This is a genomic window from Microbacterium sp. NPDC055312 (assembly GCF_053645675.1).
The window spans coordinates 312,246-329,073 of the sequence record NZ_JBSHMU010000003.1; the positions used below are offsets into that span (position 1 = coordinate 312,246).

Annotated in this window: 18 protein-coding genes; 2 read left to right on the top strand and 16 right to left on the bottom strand. The window is 71.5% G+C overall.

What is annotated here, in order from left to right; genetic code table 11:
• Nucleotides 1-109 precede the first annotated feature (109 nt).
• Together alr and tsaE are read left to right on the top strand one after the other, a co-directional pair.
• Nucleotides 110-1,219, top strand: a complete 1,110-nt coding sequence (gene alr / locus ACWIDW_RS10030) for an alanine racemase (RefSeq protein ID WP_454124953.1) — start codon at nt 110-112, stop codon at nt 1,217-1,219.
• Nucleotides 1,216-1,698, top strand: coding sequence for a tRNA (adenosine(37)-N6)-threonylcarbamoyltransferase complex ATPase subunit type 1 TsaE (gene tsaE, locus ACWIDW_RS10035; protein ID WP_454124954.1), 483 nt, complete (start codon nt 1,216-1,218; stop codon nt 1,696-1,698). Before alr ends, tsaE begins: the two co-directional genes overlap by 4 nt.
• A gap of 571 nt (nt 1,699-2,269) precedes the next feature.
• On the opposite strand, the gene csrA is transcribed toward tsaE, so the two are convergent.
• The 16 genes from csrA to ACWIDW_RS10115 all read right to left on the bottom strand — a co-directional run bounded on the left by csrA (nt 2,270) and on the right by ACWIDW_RS10115 (nt 16,682).
• Nucleotides 2,270-2,515, bottom strand: a complete 246-nt coding sequence (csrA, locus tag ACWIDW_RS10040; protein ID WP_454124955.1) for a carbon storage regulator CsrA — start codon at nt 2,513-2,515, stop codon at nt 2,270-2,272.
• Between the two features lie 4 nt (nt 2,516-2,519).
• Nucleotides 2,520-4,595, bottom strand: coding sequence for a flagellar biosynthesis protein FlhA (locus ACWIDW_RS10045; protein ID WP_454124956.1), 2,076 nt, complete (start codon nt 4,593-4,595; stop codon nt 2,520-2,522).
• 43 nt (nt 4,596-4,638) lie between these two features.
• On the bottom strand, nt 4,639-5,721 hold the full coding sequence (locus tag ACWIDW_RS10050) for an EscU/YscU/HrcU family type III secretion system export apparatus switch protein (protein ID WP_454124958.1): 1,083 nt from the start codon (nt 5,719-5,721) through the stop codon (nt 4,639-4,641).
• On the bottom strand, nt 5,718-6,479 hold the full coding sequence (locus ACWIDW_RS10055) for a flagellar biosynthetic protein FliR (protein WP_454124959.1): 762 nt from the start codon (nt 6,477-6,479) through the stop codon (nt 5,718-5,720). Before ACWIDW_RS10055 ends, ACWIDW_RS10050 begins: the two co-directional genes overlap by 4 nt.
• A 1-nt stretch (nt 6,480) precedes the next feature.
• Entirely contained in the window at nt 6,481-6,756 is a 276-nt protein-coding gene (gene fliQ, locus ACWIDW_RS10060) for a flagellar biosynthesis protein FliQ (protein ID WP_313356730.1), read from the bottom strand.
• The gene (fliP, locus tag ACWIDW_RS10065) at nt 6,753-7,703 is read right to left on the bottom strand and encodes a flagellar type III secretion system pore protein FliP (protein WP_454124961.1); all 951 of its coding nucleotides are present in this window, start codon (nt 7,701-7,703) and stop codon (nt 6,753-6,755) included. The genes fliQ and fliP overlap by 4 nt, the downstream gene beginning before the upstream one ends.
• Nucleotides 7,700-8,212 carry a flagellar biosynthetic protein FliO gene (locus ACWIDW_RS10070; RefSeq protein WP_454124963.1) on the bottom strand — a complete coding sequence of 171 codons (513 nt, stop codon included), beginning with the start codon at nt 8,210-8,212 and terminating at the stop codon, nt 7,700-7,702. The genes fliP and ACWIDW_RS10070 overlap by 4 nt, the downstream gene beginning before the upstream one ends.
• Entirely contained in the window at nt 8,169-8,828 is a 660-nt protein-coding gene (gene fliN, locus ACWIDW_RS10075; protein WP_454124965.1) for a flagellar motor switch protein FliN, read from the bottom strand. The genes ACWIDW_RS10070 and fliN overlap by 44 nt, the downstream gene beginning before the upstream one ends.
• Nucleotides 8,825-9,739: a flagellar motor switch protein FliM gene (locus ACWIDW_RS10080; protein WP_454124967.1), complete on the bottom strand. Its 915-nt coding sequence runs from the start codon at nt 9,737-9,739 to the stop codon at nt 8,825-8,827. The genes fliN and ACWIDW_RS10080 overlap by 4 nt, the downstream gene beginning before the upstream one ends.
• Before the next feature lie 48 nt (nt 9,740-9,787).
• On the bottom strand, nt 9,788-10,597 hold the full coding sequence (locus ACWIDW_RS10085) for an OmpA/MotB family protein (RefSeq protein WP_454124968.1): 810 nt from the start codon (nt 10,595-10,597) through the stop codon (nt 9,788-9,790).
• On the bottom strand, nt 10,594-11,433 hold the full coding sequence (locus ACWIDW_RS10090) for a motility protein A (RefSeq protein ID WP_454124970.1): 840 nt from the start codon (nt 11,431-11,433) through the stop codon (nt 10,594-10,596). Before ACWIDW_RS10090 ends, ACWIDW_RS10085 begins: the two co-directional genes overlap by 4 nt.
• On the bottom strand, nt 11,433-11,657 hold the full coding sequence (locus ACWIDW_RS10095) for a flagellar FlbD family protein (RefSeq protein WP_313356737.1): 225 nt from the start codon (nt 11,655-11,657) through the stop codon (nt 11,433-11,435). The genes ACWIDW_RS10090 and ACWIDW_RS10095 overlap by 1 nt, the downstream gene beginning before the upstream one ends.
• Before the next feature lie 996 nt (nt 11,658-12,653).
• On the bottom strand, nt 12,654-14,231 hold the full coding sequence (locus ACWIDW_RS10100) for an MFS transporter (protein ID WP_454125311.1): 1,578 nt from the start codon (nt 14,229-14,231) through the stop codon (nt 12,654-12,656).
• Between the two features lie 105 nt (nt 14,232-14,336).
• Nucleotides 14,337-14,789 carry a DUF2871 domain-containing protein gene (locus ACWIDW_RS10105; RefSeq protein WP_454124972.1) on the bottom strand — a complete coding sequence of 151 codons (453 nt, stop codon included), beginning with the start codon at nt 14,787-14,789 and terminating at the stop codon, nt 14,337-14,339.
• Between the two features lie 28 nt (nt 14,790-14,817).
• Nucleotides 14,818-15,435: a response regulator transcription factor gene (locus tag ACWIDW_RS10110; protein ID WP_313358033.1), complete on the bottom strand. Its 618-nt coding sequence runs from the start codon at nt 15,433-15,435 to the stop codon at nt 14,818-14,820.
• A complete protein-coding gene (locus ACWIDW_RS10115; protein WP_454124974.1) occupies nt 15,432-16,682 on the bottom strand; it encodes a sensor histidine kinase in 1,251 nt (416 codons plus the stop codon). Before ACWIDW_RS10115 ends, ACWIDW_RS10110 begins: the two co-directional genes overlap by 4 nt.
• Between the last annotated feature and the right edge of the window lie 146 nt (nt 16,683-16,828).

Below are 16,828 nucleotides of genomic sequence, written 5' to 3' on the forward strand. Positions count from 1 at the left end.
GCCGACACCCCCACGTGCGGGCGTCTCTACCTGGGGGTGTCGGAGCGAAGTGGGGGTCTCGACCCACCGGGCGCGGGCGAACGCGGGGGCGATGTGAGGAGGAGACAGCATGACACCGGGCACTCCGTTCCGTGAGGCATCCATCGACCTGGGCGCGATCGCGCACAACGTCGGGCGCCTGCGCTCGCTCACCGGGGTCGATGTGATCGGCGTGGTCAAGGCGAACGGGTACGGGCACGGCGCTGTCGAGGTCGCCACGGCGGCGCTCGCCGGCGGGGCGGCCCGGCTCGGCACGGCCACCCTCGAGGAGTCGCTCGCCCTGCGCCGTGCCGGCATCACCGCACCGTTGATGGCGTGGCTGCACGCCCCCGACCGTCGCTTCGACGACGCCGTCGAGGCCGGCATCGAGATCGGCGTCTCGTCGTATCAGCAGCTGCTCGCGGCATCCGAAGCGGCGCGGCCACCGGCATCCATCCATCTCAAGGTCGACACCGGCCTGTCCCGCAACGGCCTCGCACCCGCCGAGTTCGATCGCGTCTTCGCCGAGGCCGCCCGCCTCGAGCGCCTCGGGCGCGTCCGCGTGCTCAGCATCTTCAGCCACCTCTCCGGCGCGAGCGGCGACGACGACCGCGCGCAGCTGGCCCGGTACGAGCAGATCGTCGCGCAGGCCGAGAGTCACGGCGTGCGCCCCGAGGTCCGTCACCTCGCCGCGACCGCCGGCGCGATCGACATCCCCGAGGCGCGGCTCGACGCGGTGCGCATCGGGATCGGGATGTACGGACTCTCGCCCTTCGCCGACCGCACCTCGGCCGACCTCGGCCTGCGCCCGGCGATGACGCTGCGCGCGGGTGTCGCGGCCGTCCGCCGTGTGCCCGCCGGCACCGGCGTCTCGTACGACTACGCCTACCGGTGCGAGAACGAGACGACGCTCGCGCTCGTGCCGCTCGGGTACGCCGACGGGGTTCCGCGGCAGGCATCCGGGGCCGGTCCGGTGATGATCAACGGCCGCCGGTACACCGTCTCGGGACGCGTCGCGATGGACCAGTTCGTCGTCGACGTCGGCGACGACGAGGTGCGCCCCGGCGACGAGGTGGTGCTGTTCGGCGACCCGGCGGCGGGGCTGCCGAGCGCGACCGAGTGGGCGGATGCCGCGGGCACGATCAACTACGAGATCGTCACGCGCATCGGCGACCGGGTGCCGCGGAGGTCGCACTCATGACGGTGGACCCGGCCTTCCTCGGTCGACACGAGATCCGCACGTCGGATGCCATGGAGACTCTCGGTCTGCGCATCGGCGAGCAGCTGCGACCGGGCGATCTGCTGATCCTCACCGGTCCGCTCGGCGCCGGCAAGACGACGTTCACGCGCGGGCTCGCTGAGGGGCTGGGCGTGCGCGGACCGGTGCAGAGCCCCACGTTCGTGATCGCGCGCACCCACCCGTCGCTGGTCGGAGGAGCGCCGCTCGTGCACGTCGACGCCTACCGGCTCGGCTCGGCCGCCGAGCTCGACGACCTCGACATCGACTTCGCACGGTCGGTCGTCGTGATCGAGTGGGGTCGGCCGATGGCATCCGCCGTGGCCGACGCGTGGTGGGACATCGAGATCGAACGACCCGTCGGGGGCGACGACGAGCTGGCCGACGAGGACCTCGACGCCGACGCCCCGCGGTTCGTGACGGTCACGCGCGTCGAGGCCTGACGCGGGGCTGGCCTGGCATTCGGCCCGTCGAGTGGGCCCATATGGTCGCGTCGTGGGCGTGGAGGCCGCCATTCGGGCCCAGCGGGCGAGGGATGCGAGGGTCGGGCTGGGGGCGATTCTGTCGAGTGGGCCCATATGGTCGCGTCCTGGGGGCTGAGGCGACCATTCGGGCCCAGCGGGCGGGCGCGGGCGAGAGGCGCGACGGGCGGGCTGAGGGCCGAAGCTGTCGAGTGGGCCCATATGGTCGCGTCCTGGGGGCTGAGGCGCCCATTCGGGCCCAGCGGGCGGGCGCGGGCGAGAGATGCGAGGGTCGGGCTGAGGGCCGACGTTGTCGAGTGGGCCGATGTGGTCGCGTCGCGAGGGGTGAGGCGACCATTCGGGCCCAGCGGGCGGGCGCGGGCGAGGGGCGCGAAGGGCGGGCGGGCTGGGGGCCGATGCTGTCGAGTGGGCCCATATGGTCGCATACTGGCGGATGAGGCAGCCATTCGGGCCCAGCGGGCGCGGGGGCGGGGGGCGACAGCGGCGCGACGGCGGGCGAGTGGTGCAGACCCTCAGAGCGACCCGCCCGGGGTCAGGACTCGGGGTCGCGCCGGCGGGTGAGCGCGGCGAGGATGTCGTCGGCCGCGTTCGCTCCGGATGCCGCTGCCGAGACGTTCTCGGCCTCTACGGCCTGCACGATCTCGGAACGCTGGATGCGGGTCGTGCGCGGCGCGTTGATGCCGACGCGCACGCTGTCGCCCTTGACGTCGAGGACGGTCACCTCGATCTCGTCGCCGATCAGCACGCTCTCGCCGATACGCCTCGTCAACACCAGCATCCGATCAGCCTACCGGCGCAGGCGGCACCGAGCCGCTGACGGCGGGCTGGGCCGCATCGCGCACCACTCCGACCGTCTCGATCGTGAACGAGCCGCTCGCCTCGGTGTACGACAGCACCGGCAGTCCGTCGGTCTGCGCCGACACGAGGCGCCGCACCGCCGAGCGCAGCGACGGCGCGCAGACGAGCACGGGCTCGCCGCCGTCTCCGGCTGCGGCGGCGGTGACCGCGGCTCGCACCGAGTCGATCACGGCCTCCATGCGCTGCGGGTCGAACACGATCTGCGGACCGTCGTCGCCCATGCGCAGGCTCTCGAGCATCGCCTGCTCGAGCAGCGGGGTGATCATGATCACGCGCAGCACCCCGTCTTCGGCGAACCGCGCGGCGATCGCGGGGCCGAGCGCGGCCCGGGCGGCCTCGATCAGGCCCTCCGGCTCGGTCGACGTCTTCGCGCGCAGCGCGAGCGCCTCGTAGATGCGGCTGAGGTCGTTGATCGGCACGCGCTCGGCCAGAAGACCCTGCAGCACGCGCTGCACCTCGGCGAGTGACAGCAGCGCGGGGGTGAGCTCTTCGACCGCGGCGGGCGAGACCTGCTTGAGAGCGTCGGTGAGCTGCCGGACGTCCTCTCGGCTGAGCAGCCTCGCCGCACCGGCGTGGATCACGCTCGACAGGTGCGTGATGACCACGCTCGCCCGGTCGACGACGGTGGCGCCGGCGAACTCGGCGCTGTGCCGCATCTCGACCGGGATCCACTTGCCCTCCAGCCCGAAGACCGGGTCGTGCACCGCGGTGCCGGGCAAGGTGTCGAGGCCCGCGCCGAGGGCGAGCAGCCGCCCGGGCGGCACGATGCCGCGTCCGGCCTCGACGCCGGCGATGCGGATCACGTAGGTCGACGGGGCGAGGTCGATGCTGTCGCGCGTGCGCACCGGCGGCACGACGAGCCCGAGGTCGAGCGCGATGCGCCGGCGCAGCGCCTTCACCCGCGCGAGCAGGTCGTCCGGCCCGCCGGTGACGAGGTCGACGACATCGGAGGCGAGCTGGATCTCGAGGGCGTGCACCCGCATCCGCTCCATCAGCTCCTCGGAGCTGTCGGATGCCGTCGGCTGCTCCGCCTGCTCGGCGGCGTCCGCCGCCGCGGCATCCGCCTGCGTCGCCCTGATGCGCTGCGCAGCGAGGATCAGCAGCGCTCCGACCACCATGAACGGCAGCATCGGCATCCCGGGGATGAACGCCATCACGATCGCGGCGCAGCCGGCGATGTTCAGCGCGTTCACCGACTGCCCGAGCTGCGCGAACGCCTCGCTGCCCATCTCGGTCTCGGCGTTCGAACGGGTCACGATCATGCCCGTCGACACGGCCATCAGCAGGGCGGGGATCTGCGTGACCAGGCCGTCGCCGATCGTCAGCAGGCTGTAGGTGCTGACCGACTCCTCGATCGCCATGCCGTGCGAGACCATGCCGATCGCGATGCCGCCGACCAGGTTGATGATGATGATCACGAGACCCGCGATCGCGTCGCCCTTGACGAACTTCGAGGCTCCGTCCATCGCGCCGTAGAAGTCGGCCTCGGCGGCCACCTCGGCACGGCGCTCGCGCGCCTGCGCGTCGGTGATGAGTCCGGCGTTGAGGTCGGCGTCGATGGCCATCTGCTTGCCCGGCATCGCGTCGAGGGTGAAGCGCGCGCCCACCTCGGCCACGCGCTCGGCGCCCTTGGTGACCACGACGAACTGGATCACGACGAGGATGAGGAAGACGACCGCACCGATGATCAGCGACCCGCCCACGGCGATGGCGCCGAACGCCTCGATCACCTGCCCGGCGTACGCCTCGCCGAGCACGAGACGGGTGGATGCCACGTTCAGGCCGAGCCGGAACAGCGTCGCCACGAGCAGCAGCGACGGGAACACCGAGAAGTCGAGCGGTCGCCGAATGAACATGGTCGTCAGCAGGATCACCAGGGCGAACAGGATGTTCAGGATGATCAGCAGGTCGAGCAGCACCGGCGGCACCGGCACGACCAGCAGCATGATGATCCCCACCACGGCGATGGGCACCGCGATCCGGTTCAGCATTCCGCGCATGCGCTTCTCCTCCACATCGAACTCATCGACCTCGTCGAACTCATCAGGCGGTCCTCTCCGGGATCGCGTGCACGCCGCGCGCCGACCCCCGCTTGCGCAGCATGTCGACGAACACGAGCACCCGGGCGACCGCCGTATACAGCTCTGCGGGGATCTCCTGCCCCAGATCGCACGCCGCGTGCAGCGCGCGGGTGAGCGTGACATCGCGCACCATCGGCACGCCGGCCTCGATCGCGCGCTCGCGGATGCGCTCGGCGACGACGCCCTTGCCCTTCGCGACGACCTTCGGGGCGGATCGGCCGACTTCGTAGCGCAGCGCAACGGCGACGTGCGTGGGGTTGACCAGCACCACGTCCGACCCGCTGACGGCGGCGATCATGCGGTTGCGGCTCATGGCCAGCTGACGCGAGCGGCGCTGCTGCCGGATCAGCGGGTCGCCCTCGGAGTTCTTGTGCTCGTCGCGCACCTCCCGCTTGGTCATGCGGGTGTGCTTCATGTTGCGGCGCATCACCACGAACACGTCGAGGGCAGCGAGCCCCAGGCCGACCGCGACGGCAACCTGCAGCAGCGTCGCGGTTCCGCCCGCCGCGGTGCTGAGCAGGCGGGTGATCGAGTGCGCGCCGCTGACCGAGAGCACGGGCACCAGCGACGCGATCACGGCCCACAGTGCGACGGCGATCGCCGCGGTCTTCAGCAGCGCCTTCGCGCCCTCCCACAGCGCCTGCATGCCGAACAGGCGCTTCACGCCCGAGACGAGGTTGAACTGCTCGTAGCGGCCCGACAGCTTGCGCATCCGCACCCCGCCCTGCACGACTGCGCCGATCAGGGTGACCACCGCGACGCTGACGAGCAGCGTGCCGAGGGTGGGCAGCACCGACCCGAGGCCGAGCCCGAGCACGCTCAGCGCCGCCTGCGGCGACGGGTCGCGCATGATCGACGGCAGCGTGATGAGCTGCTCGGTGCCGGCGGCGGCGCCGGCCGCCATCGCCGCGGGCATCGCGATGCCGGCGGCGGCGATGCCCAGCCAGGCGGTGAGGTCCTGGCTGCGTGAGAGCTTGCCCTTCTGCCGGGCCTCGCGCAGGTGCTTGTCGGTCGCCTTCTCACTGCGCTCGCCGCTGTCGCTCATCGCCCCACCCCCTGCATCATGCGCAGCGCCTGAGTGGCGAGGGCGTCGACGATCCCGGGCAGCGCGATGAAGGTGAACCCGGCGAGCACGAGGGTGAGCAGGATCTTGATCGGGAAGCCCATCGCGAACGCGTTCAGGGCGGGTGCGACGCGGGTGATGAGGCCCAGACCGGCATCCGCGAGGAAGAGCACGAGCAGCAGGGGGCCCGCGATCTGCACCGCGCCGAGGAACATCTGCACCACCCCGTCGACGAGCATCTCGGCGGGCGAGGCGAGATCGAGCAGACCGTCGACGGGCACCGCGGCGAAGCTGCGGGCGAGGCCGCCGAGCACGATCTGATACCCGCCCGAGGCGAACAGCAGCGCGAAGGCGGTCATGTGCAGCAGGCGGGTGAACTGCGCGCCGTTGACCAGCGACTGCGGGTCGAACGCCTGCGCGAGCTGGAAGCCGCCGAAGATGTCGATCAGTCCGCCCGCGGCCTGCACGGCCGAGAAGCACAGGAAGACGAGGAAGCCGAGCACGGCGCCGGTGAGCACCTGCACGACAAGAGCACCGAGGAACGCCGCGGTGTCGAGGGTCTCGTACCCGGGTGCGACCACGCCCGACACGGCCAGGGCCAGGGCCATGGCCAGCATCGCCTTGATGCGCACCGGGAACCCGCCGTACGAGAAGGGTGGGGCGATCATGACGAACGCCGTGATGCGCACGCCGGCGAGCATCGTCGCCTCGAGCCAGGCGAAGTCGATCGGGATGTGCACGTCAGCCGCCGCTCAGCAGCTGCGGGATGCGGTCGAACATCATCTCGGTGAACTGCACGATCTCGGAGATCATCCAGTTGCCGGCGATGAGCAGCGCGATGCCGACCGCGACGATCTTCGGCACGAACGACAGCGTCACCTCCTGCACCTGGGTGATCGACTGCAGCAGCGAGATGGCGAAGCCCACGACGAGCGCGGTGATCAGCAGGGGAGCGGCGAGCTTCGCGGCGACCAGCAGACCCTGCGTGCCGATGTCGAGGACGGCCTCGGGACTCATCCCACACCCCCGTAGCTCTCGATCAGCGTGCGGATGATGAGTCCCCACCCGTCGACGAGGATGAACAGCAGGATCTTGAACGGCAGCGAGATCATCACCGGCGGCAGCATCATCATGCCCATCGACATCAGCGCCGCGGCGACGACGAGGTCGATCACGAGGAACGGCACGAAGATGACGAACCCGATGATGAATGCGGCACGCAGCTCCGAGATCATGAACGCGGGGATCAGCGTGTACAGCGGCACGCTCTGCGGATCCTCCGGGTTCGGCAGCGAGGCGATCCGGGTGAGCAGCGCGAGATCCTCTTCGCGGGTGTAGCGCAGCATCCAGTCACGCAGCGGCGGCTGGCCGAGGTCGACCGCCTGGGTGAAGGTGACGGAGCCGTCGATGTACGGCTGCACGGCGACGGTGTTGATGTCGGCCAGCACCGGCCACATGATGAACATCGACAGGAACAGCGCGAGCCCGGCGAGCACCTGGTTGGGCGGGATCGTCGGCAGCGACAGCGCGTTGCGGGTCATCGCGAGCACGACGAAGATCTTCGTGAACGACGACATCATCAGCAGCAGCGCGGGCGCGATCGACAGCAGGGTGATGCCCAGCAGCGTGAGGATCGACGACGACGGCGACCCGTCGACGCCGTTGATGTCGATCGTGATGCCCTGCTGATCCGAGCCCGGTGCGGTGGGAGGGGTGGGCGCCTCCGGATCGTCGGGCTGGTCGACGGTGGTCGGGACCGAGACGGATCCGGATGCGGTGGGTGCGGATGCCGGGGAGGCGAGGGATGCCGAGACGGCCGCCGACCCGGCCGCGGTGACGGATGCCGGATGCCCGATACCGGCGTGCGCGGCGGCGCCGGTGCCCAGCACGGATGCGACGACCAGCGCGGCGCCGATCAGCGCGAGCACGGTGGCACGCCGCGCGATCGTCAGGGCGGCGCTCATCGCGCGCGACGCAGGAACTCTGCGGTCTGCCGCCAGGTCTGCGGGGAGAGGATCGATCCGCCCAGCGGGTCGGACGGGCTGGGGCGGCGGTGGCGACGCAGCGGCGGCTGCTCGGCCGCGCGTTCTTCGGCCAGCAGCGCATCGAACGTGCCGCCGGACGTCTCGCCCGCGACCGGCTCGCCGGCCACCCGGTGCACGACGGGGCGGGTGATGTGCTCGGCCGCCGTCCGCTCGATGAGATTCACGCCGTGCTCGGTGACCGCGAGCATGTACCGCGCGTCGTCGGTCTCGACCACCACGAGCTGCGCCTTCGAGCCGAGCGCGCGACGCGCGACCACGGTGATCTCGGCGCCGTCGCGTCGCTGCTGCACCCGCTTGCCGACCCGGCGCTGCACGTACCAGAGCAGCCCGAGCACCGCCGCCAGCGAGAGGGCGACGCGCAGCAGCAGGAGCAGCTCGTCCAGATCAGGCCTCGGCGTTCTCGAGGATGCGGGTGATCCGCACCGCATAGTCCTGGTCGACGACGACGATCTCGCCGTGCGCGATCACGCGCCCGTTGAGCAGCACGTCGGCGGGAGCGCCGGCCGAGCGGTCGAGCTCGACGATGCGCCCCGGCTCGAGATCGAGCACGTCGCGCACGGCCATCCGGGTGCGTCCCACCTCGACGGTGAGATCCATCTCGACACCCGCGATGCGCTGCAGACGGCGGGATGCCGCCGGTGCCGCCTGCGGGGCGTGGGTGATGCGCACGGCGAGGCGGCCGAGCACGCGGCCCGCGTCGTCCTGCAGGTCGAATACCTGAGCCGCCGGGTGCGCGAACACGGCAGACGCGTCGCCAAGGGTGGCCACGTCGAGCCGGCCCGCGCCGAGCGCGCCGACCGCGAGCTCGAGGGGGCCCTGCAGGCGTTCGGTCAGCGGTGCGTCTGCGAGGCCGTCGATCAGGGCATCCGGTTCGAAGATCTGCACCGCGAGCTGCGCGCTGGCCTCGCCGACGTACCCGACGATCACCGCGTCGCCGGTGTCGCCCGACGCCTGCGACGCGACGGCCGTCGCCGGCGCCGCGGTGGGCAGACGCGCGGCGAGGGCGGCGGCGATGGCGGATTCGTAGGCGATGCTGCTGGTCACGAAGGCTCCTGAGCGGTGACGGACGTCGTCGCGGTGACGACGCAGGCGAGACGGGCGCCGCTGGCACCCACGGCGGCGGTGGCGACCGACTGGTCTCCGACCATGAGGTCGAGGGGACGGTCGGCGGCGTGCGGAAGGGTGAGCAGATCGCCGACGGCGAGATCGAGTACCTCGTGCGGGCGCACTCTGCGGGGGGTGAGCCGCAGCGCGATCTCGACCGGCGTCTGCTCGACCTGCCGGTCGATGGCGCCGGGGGAGGCCGTCTCGGGCGCCCCCGTGGCAGCCGCCGACAGCGCCCGCAGGATCACGGATGCCGGAAGCATGACGCTCGCCCCGAGTGCCCGGCCGCCGGAGCGGATCGAGAGCTGGGCGACGATCACCGGTTCGTTGGCCGCGGCGACCTGGGTGAACTGCGAGCTGTGCTGGATGCCCGCGATCGTGATGCCGTCGGGCAGCAGCCCGTCGAGCGAGCGCGTGAGGTGCTCGATGGCATCCTTCATCACCGCACCGACCAGAGCCTGCTCGATGTGGGTGAGGGGACGCGCCTCAGCGGTGTCGACCGGACGGCCGCCCACCATCTGCACCACCCAGGCTGTCGCGAGCGACGCGGGGAACTGGATGACGGCGCGGGCGTCGGTGCCGGGCAGCGCGCAGACGACGAGTGTCGTCGCGGGTGGCAGCGAACCGCCGTACTCGTCGTAGGTCTGCATCGAGACCGCCTCGACGGCCACATGCGAGCGCCCGTGGGTGCGCGCGGACAGCTGCGAGCCCCACTGCCGGGCGAACGTCTCGAACGACATCTCGAGGATGCGGGCGTGCTCGCGAGAGAGGGTCGTCGAACGACCGAAGTCGTACAGCTCGACGCTGCTCTCTGCACGCACGGCTGAACGCGCGCTGTCCTCGATCACCACGACCCCGACTATCGGGCGGTGATCGGCGCGCGTAAGCAGGACGATCGATCAGCGGGAGGGCGCCTTCGCCTGCAGGCTCGGAAGCAGCTGTCGCACCCCCTCTTCGGCATCCGAGAGGACGACGACGTCGACCCGTCTGTTCTGTGCCAGAGCCTCCGGCTCGGCACCCGGCACGAGCGGTCGCGCGTCGCCGAAGCCGACCGACTGGATGATCGCGGGGTTGATTCCGGCGCCCTCGACGAGGTGGCGCAGCACCTGGGTCGATCGGCCCGACGACAGCTCCCAGTTGGTCTCGAACGGGGCGACCGACTGCCGGCTGTCGGCGTGGCCCTCGACCGAGATCTGGTTCGGGATGCTGACCAGCACCGAGCCGAGCGCATTCAGGATGTCGACGGCGACGGGGGTGAGCTCGGTGCTGTTCGTGGCGAAGAAGGTCTCGGCGCTGACCAGGCTGATCGTCAGGCCGCGGGCGTCGATCGTGAAGGTGGCGGCGTCGGCCAGCCCCTGCTGGGCGAGGGCGTCGCGGATCCGCTCGCGCAGCGCTGAGAGGTCGTCGAACTCCTTCTGCGCGGTCGACAGCTCGACGTCGGCGAAACCCTCGCCCTTCTCGTCGAGCAGATTCGCCGGCACGACCACGCCCTCCGACACGTCGACCTCGTCGGTCTTCTCGTGCCCGAATCCGGTCGCCAGCGATGCGCTCAGCGCTTCGAACTTCTCCTGATCGACGGTCGACATGGCGAAGAGCACGATGAACATGCACATCAGCACGGTGATCATGTCGAGGTACGACGCCATCCATCGCTCGTCGGGGCCGGAGTGGGCCTCGGGCTCGATGCGCCGGCGGCGCCGGACGCTCACAGTCCGACCTCGGAGAGCGGTGACGTGACGTCGCTTCCTTCTCGGCCCTTCTTCTCGGCCTTGTCCTTGCTCTTGCCGTCTCTGCCGGGCTTCGCGTCCGACACGAGCGCGCCGAGGCGCTCTTCGACGTGCGCCGGCGCGGCGCCGGCCTGCACGGCCAGCATCCCCTCCATGAGCACGGTCATGCGCTCCAGCTCCAGCTCGCCGAGCCGCTGCAGGCGGCCGCCGATCGGGAGCCAGATGAAGTTCGCCGAGAGCAGGCCCCACAGCGTGGCGACGAACGCGGCGGCGATCATCGGGCCGAGCGTCTCGGGCTGGTCGAGCTTCTCGAGAGTGTGGGTGAGCGAGACGACCGTGCCGATGATGCCGACGGTCGGGGCGAAGCCGCCGAGGGTCATGAAGAACCGCGAGGCGGTGCGGTTGCGGGCGGCAGCGGAGGCGATCTCGTCTTCGAGCAGGATGCGCAGGTCCTCGGCGTCGATGCCGTCGGCGATGCTCTGCAGCGCCTGCCGCAGGAACGGATCCTTCTCGTCGGCGACGCCGTGCTCGAGCGACAGGAGCCCTTCGGTGCGTGCCTTCTCGGCGTGACCGACGACCGTGCTGATCATGCTCTGCGCGGTGCGCCGCTCGCCGCGGAACGCCCGCGGAAGCGCCTTCACCGCATGCAGGAAGTCGCGCAGCGTGCCGCTCGCGATGCCGACGGCGATGGTGCCGCCGAAGACGAGCATCATCGGTGCGGGCAGCAGCAGGGCCGAGACCGACGCGCCCTCCATGCTGATCATGGCGAGCAGCGAGCCGAACGCGAGGACGAGCCCGAGGATGAGTCCGATATCCATCAGAGACCCTCGGTCCGAGCGGCGGCGGAGAGCCGGGATGCCTGCGCCAGAACACCCGCGCGGAACGCGGTGATCTGCCCGATGAGCTCTTCCATGGTCTCGCGGACGACGAAACGCGCGCCGTCGACCATGACGATCGTGGTGTCAGGGGATTCCTGCACCCTTTCGATCAGGTCGGGGTTGACCGCGAACCTGCTGCGGTTCAGACGCGTGACGACGATCATGAGCTCCATCCTGGAAGATCGGCCCCGGCGCGAAGCCGGTGCGACGACGGCCCATCCTGGTCCGTCCCTGGGGACTGTCGGCAGACCGGCCCGTCCCGTTAGCCGCGGACCGGGTGGGGGTGGGGTCGTCCCCTGTTGCTGACTGGGCCCATTTGGTCGCTTCGGATGCGGGGATGCCGCCCTTCGGGCCCACCGGCGTGCGGGTCGGCGGGTGCGCTGCCTCCTCCTGATCCGCATCCATCCCGCCGACTGGTCCCGTATGGTCGCTTCGGATGCGGGGATGCCGCCGTTCGGGCCCACCGGCGTGCGGCTTGGCAGTGCGTGCGGCTTCCTGCTCGGCATCCCTCCCGCCGACTGGTCCCGTATGGTCGCCTCGAATCCCGGGAGGCGGCCATTCGGGCCCACCGGCGCGCGGGCTCGGCGCGCGCCGAGACTACGTGCGCTCTGCCGCAGGCTCGGGCATCCTGCTCGGCATCCCTCCCGCCGACTGGTCCCGTATGGTCGCTTCGGATGCGGGGATGCAGCCATTCGGGCCCACTGGCGTGCGGCTCGGCAGTGCGTGCGGCTTCCTGCTCGGCATCCCTCCCGCCGACTGGTCCCGTATGGTCGCTTCGGATGCGGGGATGCCGCCGTTCGGGCCCACCGGGCGGGGAGCGGGTGTGCGCGCGCCCTTCGCTCGGCATCCCTCCCGCCGACTGTTCCCGTATGGTCGCCTCGGATGCGGGGATGCAGCCATTCGGGCCCACCGGCGTGGGGCTCGGCTGCTCGCGCGCCCTCCTGCTCGGCATCCTCCCGCTGACTGGTCCCATATGGTCGCCTCGGATGCCGGGATGCCGCCGTTCGGGCCCACCGGGCGGGGAACGGGGGTGCGTGCTGCCTCCTGATCGGCATCCCTCCCGCCGAGTGGGCCCAGATGGTCGCCTCGGATGCGGGGAGGGGACCATTCGGGACCAGCGGGCGGGAACGGGGCGCGAGCCGAGAGCGCGCGGCCGCGGGCTACGCGCGCTCGGCCGCGCGCTTCAGGCGCAGTGCTCCCACGAACCCGAGCACGAGGAACACCACCGCCACGAGCAGGGCGCCGCGGGTGGCGTCGGCGAACCCGCCGGCCAGGGCGTGGATCACCGTGGGCGTCTGCTCGCCGTACGCCGAACCGGCGCCCTGCGCACGCAGCTGGGCGATCGTCGTCCCCGCCGACAGCCGCGTGGATTCGGCCAGCTGATCGCCCGCGGCTCCGGTGATCCCCGCCCCGTCCAGCGCGGCGGGCAGCGAGACGGCGAGCCACACCGACAGCACGGTGCCCGCAACTGCCGTTCCGAGGGCGGAGCCCACCTGGCGAACCGTGCTCTGGGTCGCCGAGCCCTGGCCCGAGACGGCCACCGGGATGTCCTGCAGAACGGTGCCGGTCAGCTGCGCCGAGGCGAGTCCCAAGCCGAGCCCGTACACGACCAGGGGCAGGGCGACGACCCAGCCGGCGCTGTCGGCGTGCAGCAGCAGTGCGAGAACCAGCGTCCCGGCGATCTCGAGGCCGAGGCCGAGCAGCACGGTGCCGGGTGCGCCGAGACGCGCGGCGAGGTGGCGGGCTGCGGCGCCGGAGACGAATGCGCCCACCGCCATGGCCGCGAGCACGAGGCCGGCTCCCATCACGTCGAGGCCGAGCGCGTTGATGAGGAACAGGGGCAGGACGAAGATGATCGCGAACTCGCCGATGGCGACCATCGCGGCGGTGAGATTGCCCCACGAGAACGTCGAGAACGTGAACAGCCCGAGATCCAGCAGCGCCTCGCGCTGCACCTTCTCGCGGTGCCGCTCCCACACGACGAACAGCACGAGGGCGACGATCGCGATCGCCAGTGCCACGGGGACGGCCGAGATCGGAGCATCCTCCGACCACGTCCAGCCGAACAGGGTGAGGTCGCTCTTCGGCTTCCACCACCCGAGGTCGGGGCCTTCGACGACGGCGAAGACCAGCGCGCCGAAGCCGATCGCACTGAGCAGCGCGCCGTCGACGTCGACACCGGGCTTGGTCTTGCGGCCGCGCGTCTCGGGCACGACGATCGCCGCGGCGAAGAGGAGCAGCAGGCCGACGGGCAGGTTCACCAGGAAGATCCAGTGCCACGAGGCCCACTGCGTCAGAGCGCCACCCGCGAGCGGCCCCACCGCGGCCGCACCCGAGATGACCGCACCCCACACGCCGAAGGCGGCCGCGCGATAGCGGCCGCGGAACACGGCGTTCACCGTCGACAGCGTGGAGGGCATGATCAGCGCCGCGCCGACGGCCTGCACGGCGCGGGCGCCGATGAGGGCGCCCGCGTCGGCGGAGACGGCGGCGAGCAGACTGCCGCCCATGAAGACGACGAGCCCCGCCAGGAACAGCCGCTTGCGCCCCCAGCGGTCGGCCAGGCTGCCCGTCGAGAGCAGCAGCGCCGCGAGCACCACCGCGTAGAGGCTGTTGACCCACTGCGCGTCGGTGAGGTTGAGACCGAGATCGCTGATGATGGCAGGCAGCGCGACGCCGACGATCGTGCCGTCGAGGACGATCAGACCGAGCCCGATCGAGAGCACCGCCAGCGCGATCCACTCGCGTCGGGTGGGCGCCGCCGCCTCGGGCACGCCGCCTCCGAGGTCGCCCTCGCGACCCGCCTTCTCGATCTTCTCGTCACTCACGAGCCTGCGCCTCTCTCAGCCCTGCACGGTCACCGGCGACTGTACGCCTGCTGCGCGTGCGACGACGACAGCCTTGCGCAGCAGCACGAAGAAGACGATCAGCGCCGCCGAGAGCAGGATGTGCCCGAGACCGGCGATGCCGGCGATCATGCTCGTCGAGGGCTCGCCGAGCACCGTCAGCGAGCCGTGCCAGACCATCATCGCCGAGGTGAGGATCACGCCGGCGTTGTACAGCCAGAAGAACCAGGTGAACAGCTTCGGGCTGCGCGAGAGCACGAACACCTTCTCGAGCACGAGCACGATCAGCAGCACGATGAACCCGAGCGTGAGCAGGTGGGTGTGCACGAGTCCGAGCTGCGTGAACGCGCCTTCGGCGAAGTCGTTCGCCTTCGTGAACTCGCGGTAGAACAGGCCGGAGGCCACGCCCGCGAACATGTAGGCGAAGGCGGCGTAGAACAGTTTCGTCATGATCGGTCCTTTCGAAGGGGTGGGCGGGTCAGAGCAGACCCACCTGCTGGGCGACGTGGATCGCGCGGGAGCGGCTGTCGACGTCGAGTTTGGTGAAGATGTGGGCGATGTGGCTCTTCACGGTCGCCTCGGTCACGAAGAGCGCCTTGGCGATCTCGCGGTTCGCGGCTCCGGTGGCCAGCAGGCGCAGCACCTCGACCTCACGGTCGGTGAGCTTGGGCAGCGGGTTGCGCATGCCCTTCAGCACCCGCGCGGCGAGTTCGGGGGAGAGGATGGTCTCGCCCGCGTGCGCACGGTGGATGCCGTCGATGATCACCTCGGGAGCGACATCCTTGAGCAGGTAGCCGGCGGCTCCCGCCTCGATCGCGCCGAGGATCTCGGCGTCACGGTCGAAGGTCGTGAGGATCAGCACCGCAGGGGCCGGATCGAGCGCGCGCAGCGCGGCCGTGGTGCGGATGCCGTCGATGCCGGCTCCGAGGCGCAGATCGCACAGCACCACGTCGGGGCGCAGATGGCCGGCCAGCGCGATGGCCTCCTCGCCGGTCGCCGCCTCGCCGATCACGCGGACGGTGTCGGTGTCGAGCACGCTGCGCAGACCGGTGCGGACGACCGGGTGGTCGTCGACGAGCAGGACGGTGGTGGTCACGGAGTCTCCTTCGTCGTGGGCTGAGCGGATGCCGTCGGCGTGGTCTGCGCGGGCGCCGGTCGGGCGGATGCCGGCAGCACCTGCTCGGGATGGGTCGGCACGGACACCGAGATGGCGGTGCCCTCGCCGGGTGCGCTCTCGAGGTCGAGGACGCCGCCGAGCTCGCGCAGCCGCGCGCGGATGAAGCGCAGCCCGTAGCTCGACGAGCCCGACTCGACGTCGCGCTCCCAGCGGGGGAGATCGAATCCGACGCCGTCATCGATGATGTCGAGTCGCACCGATCCGTCGTCGTCGATCAGGCTGACCACGACCCGGGATGCCTGTGCGTGCAGCCGCACGTTGGCCAGCGCCGACTGCGCGGTGCGCAGCAGCGCGACCTCGACGGGCGTCGGCAGCGTCGGCAGCGACTCGTCGACGTGCAGCTCGCAGCGCACCCCCGCCTCCTTCTGGGTGCGCTCCAGCATCCGCTCCAGCGCGTCGGCGAGCCCGCTCTGATCGAGCTCGGCGGGCGCGAGAGCGGCGACGATGCGCCGCACGTCGGCCAGGCTGTCGCCCGCGAGGCCCTCCAGCTGCGTGAGTGTGCGCGCGGCCTCTGCATCGGTGCTGCGCGCTGCGCCGGCGTGCGCGAGCAGCCGGATCGATGAGAGCCCCTGCGCGACGGTGTCGTGGATGTCGCGCGAGATGCGGGTGCGCTCGGCGACCGCACCGGCCTCGCGCTGGGCGAGGGCGAGCTCGTCCTGCAGGCCTGCCATCTCGTGCTGCGCGCGGGTCAGCGAGTCGAGCAGTCGCTCTCGCTCGGCGGCATCGCGCAGCAGCTGCACGTATCCGCGCGAGATGCCGAAGGCGAAGATCCCGCCGATGAGCGGTCCGAAGATGTTGGCGTAGCTGGTGACGCCGTGGTGCACTATCGGCCCGACGACGACGACGGTGAACACCACGCCCGAGAAGACGAGGCCCCACCGCAGCGGCAGCAGGTGGCCGGCGAGCAGCCAGAGCAGGAAGGCCACCCAGACGAACTCGGACGACACGGCGACCGCGGCGATCCACACCACGGCGAAGCCCACGAGCCACCAGGCCGCGGCGCTGAGCGCCCGTGACCGCGGCGGCAGCAGCGCGCCGGCGGTGTGCCAGGCGAGGATCGCGACGCCGGCGATGATCGCCGCGGCGATCGGCGTGCCCGCGGCGACGGCGCGGATCACGCCGATCGCGGCGAGCCCTGTGGCGATGACGTGCTGGCCGATCTCCATCGCCCGCACCGTCGGGGCGGCGGATGCCGGACCCCTCCGGTCGTGGGGGGGGGGGGGGCGGGGGCGGCCGCCCCGGCCCGGCGGGGGCGCCGGGGGCGGGGGGGCGCGCCGCCGCCGCCCGGCGCGCGGGGGGCGGAGGGCCCCCC

Bases quoted from the DNA above. Each gene is read 5' to 3' on its own strand.
- ACWIDW_RS10045 (WP_454124956.1), bottom strand. From the start codon at position 4,595: ATGCGCGGAATGCTGAACCGGATCGCGGTGCCCATCGCCGTGGTGGGG.
- ACWIDW_RS10070 (WP_454124963.1), bottom strand. From the start codon at position 8,212: ATGCGGTGCGGATCACCCGCATCCTCGAGAACGCCGAGGCCTGATCTG.
- ACWIDW_RS10105 (WP_454124972.1), bottom strand. From the start codon at position 14,789: ATGACGAAACTGTTCTACGCCGCCTTCGCCTACATGTTCGCGGGCGTG.
- tsaE (WP_454124954.1), top strand. From the start codon at position 1,216: ATGACGGTGGACCCGGCCTTCCTCGGTCGACACGAGATCCGCACGTCG.
- fliQ (WP_313356730.1), bottom strand. From the start codon at position 6,756: ATGAGTCCCGAGGCCGTCCTCGACATCGGCACGCAGGGTCTGCTGGTC.
- ACWIDW_RS10115 (WP_454124974.1), bottom strand. From the start codon at position 16,682: ATGGAGATCGGCCAGCACGTCATCGCCACAGGGCTCGCCGCGATCGGC.
- ACWIDW_RS10050 (WP_454124958.1), bottom strand. From the start codon at position 5,721: ATGAGCGACAGCGGCGAGCGCAGTGAGAAGGCGACCGACAAGCACCTG.
- alr (WP_454124953.1), top strand. From the start codon at position 110: ATGACACCGGGCACTCCGTTCCGTGAGGCATCCATCGACCTGGGCGCG.
- ACWIDW_RS10095 (WP_313356737.1), bottom strand. From the start codon at position 11,657: ATGATCGTCGTCACGCGTCTGAACCGCAGCAGGTTCGCGGTCAACCCC.
- fliP (WP_454124961.1), bottom strand. From the start codon at position 7,703: ATGAGCGCCGCCCTGACGATCGCGCGGCGTGCCACCGTGCTCGCGCTG.
- ACWIDW_RS10090 (WP_454124970.1), bottom strand. From the start codon at position 11,433: ATGGATATCGGACTCATCCTCGGGCTCGTCCTCGCGTTCGGCTCGCTG.
- csrA (WP_454124955.1), bottom strand. From the start codon at position 2,515: ATGCTGGTGTTGACGAGGCGTATCGGCGAGAGCGTGCTGATCGGCGAC.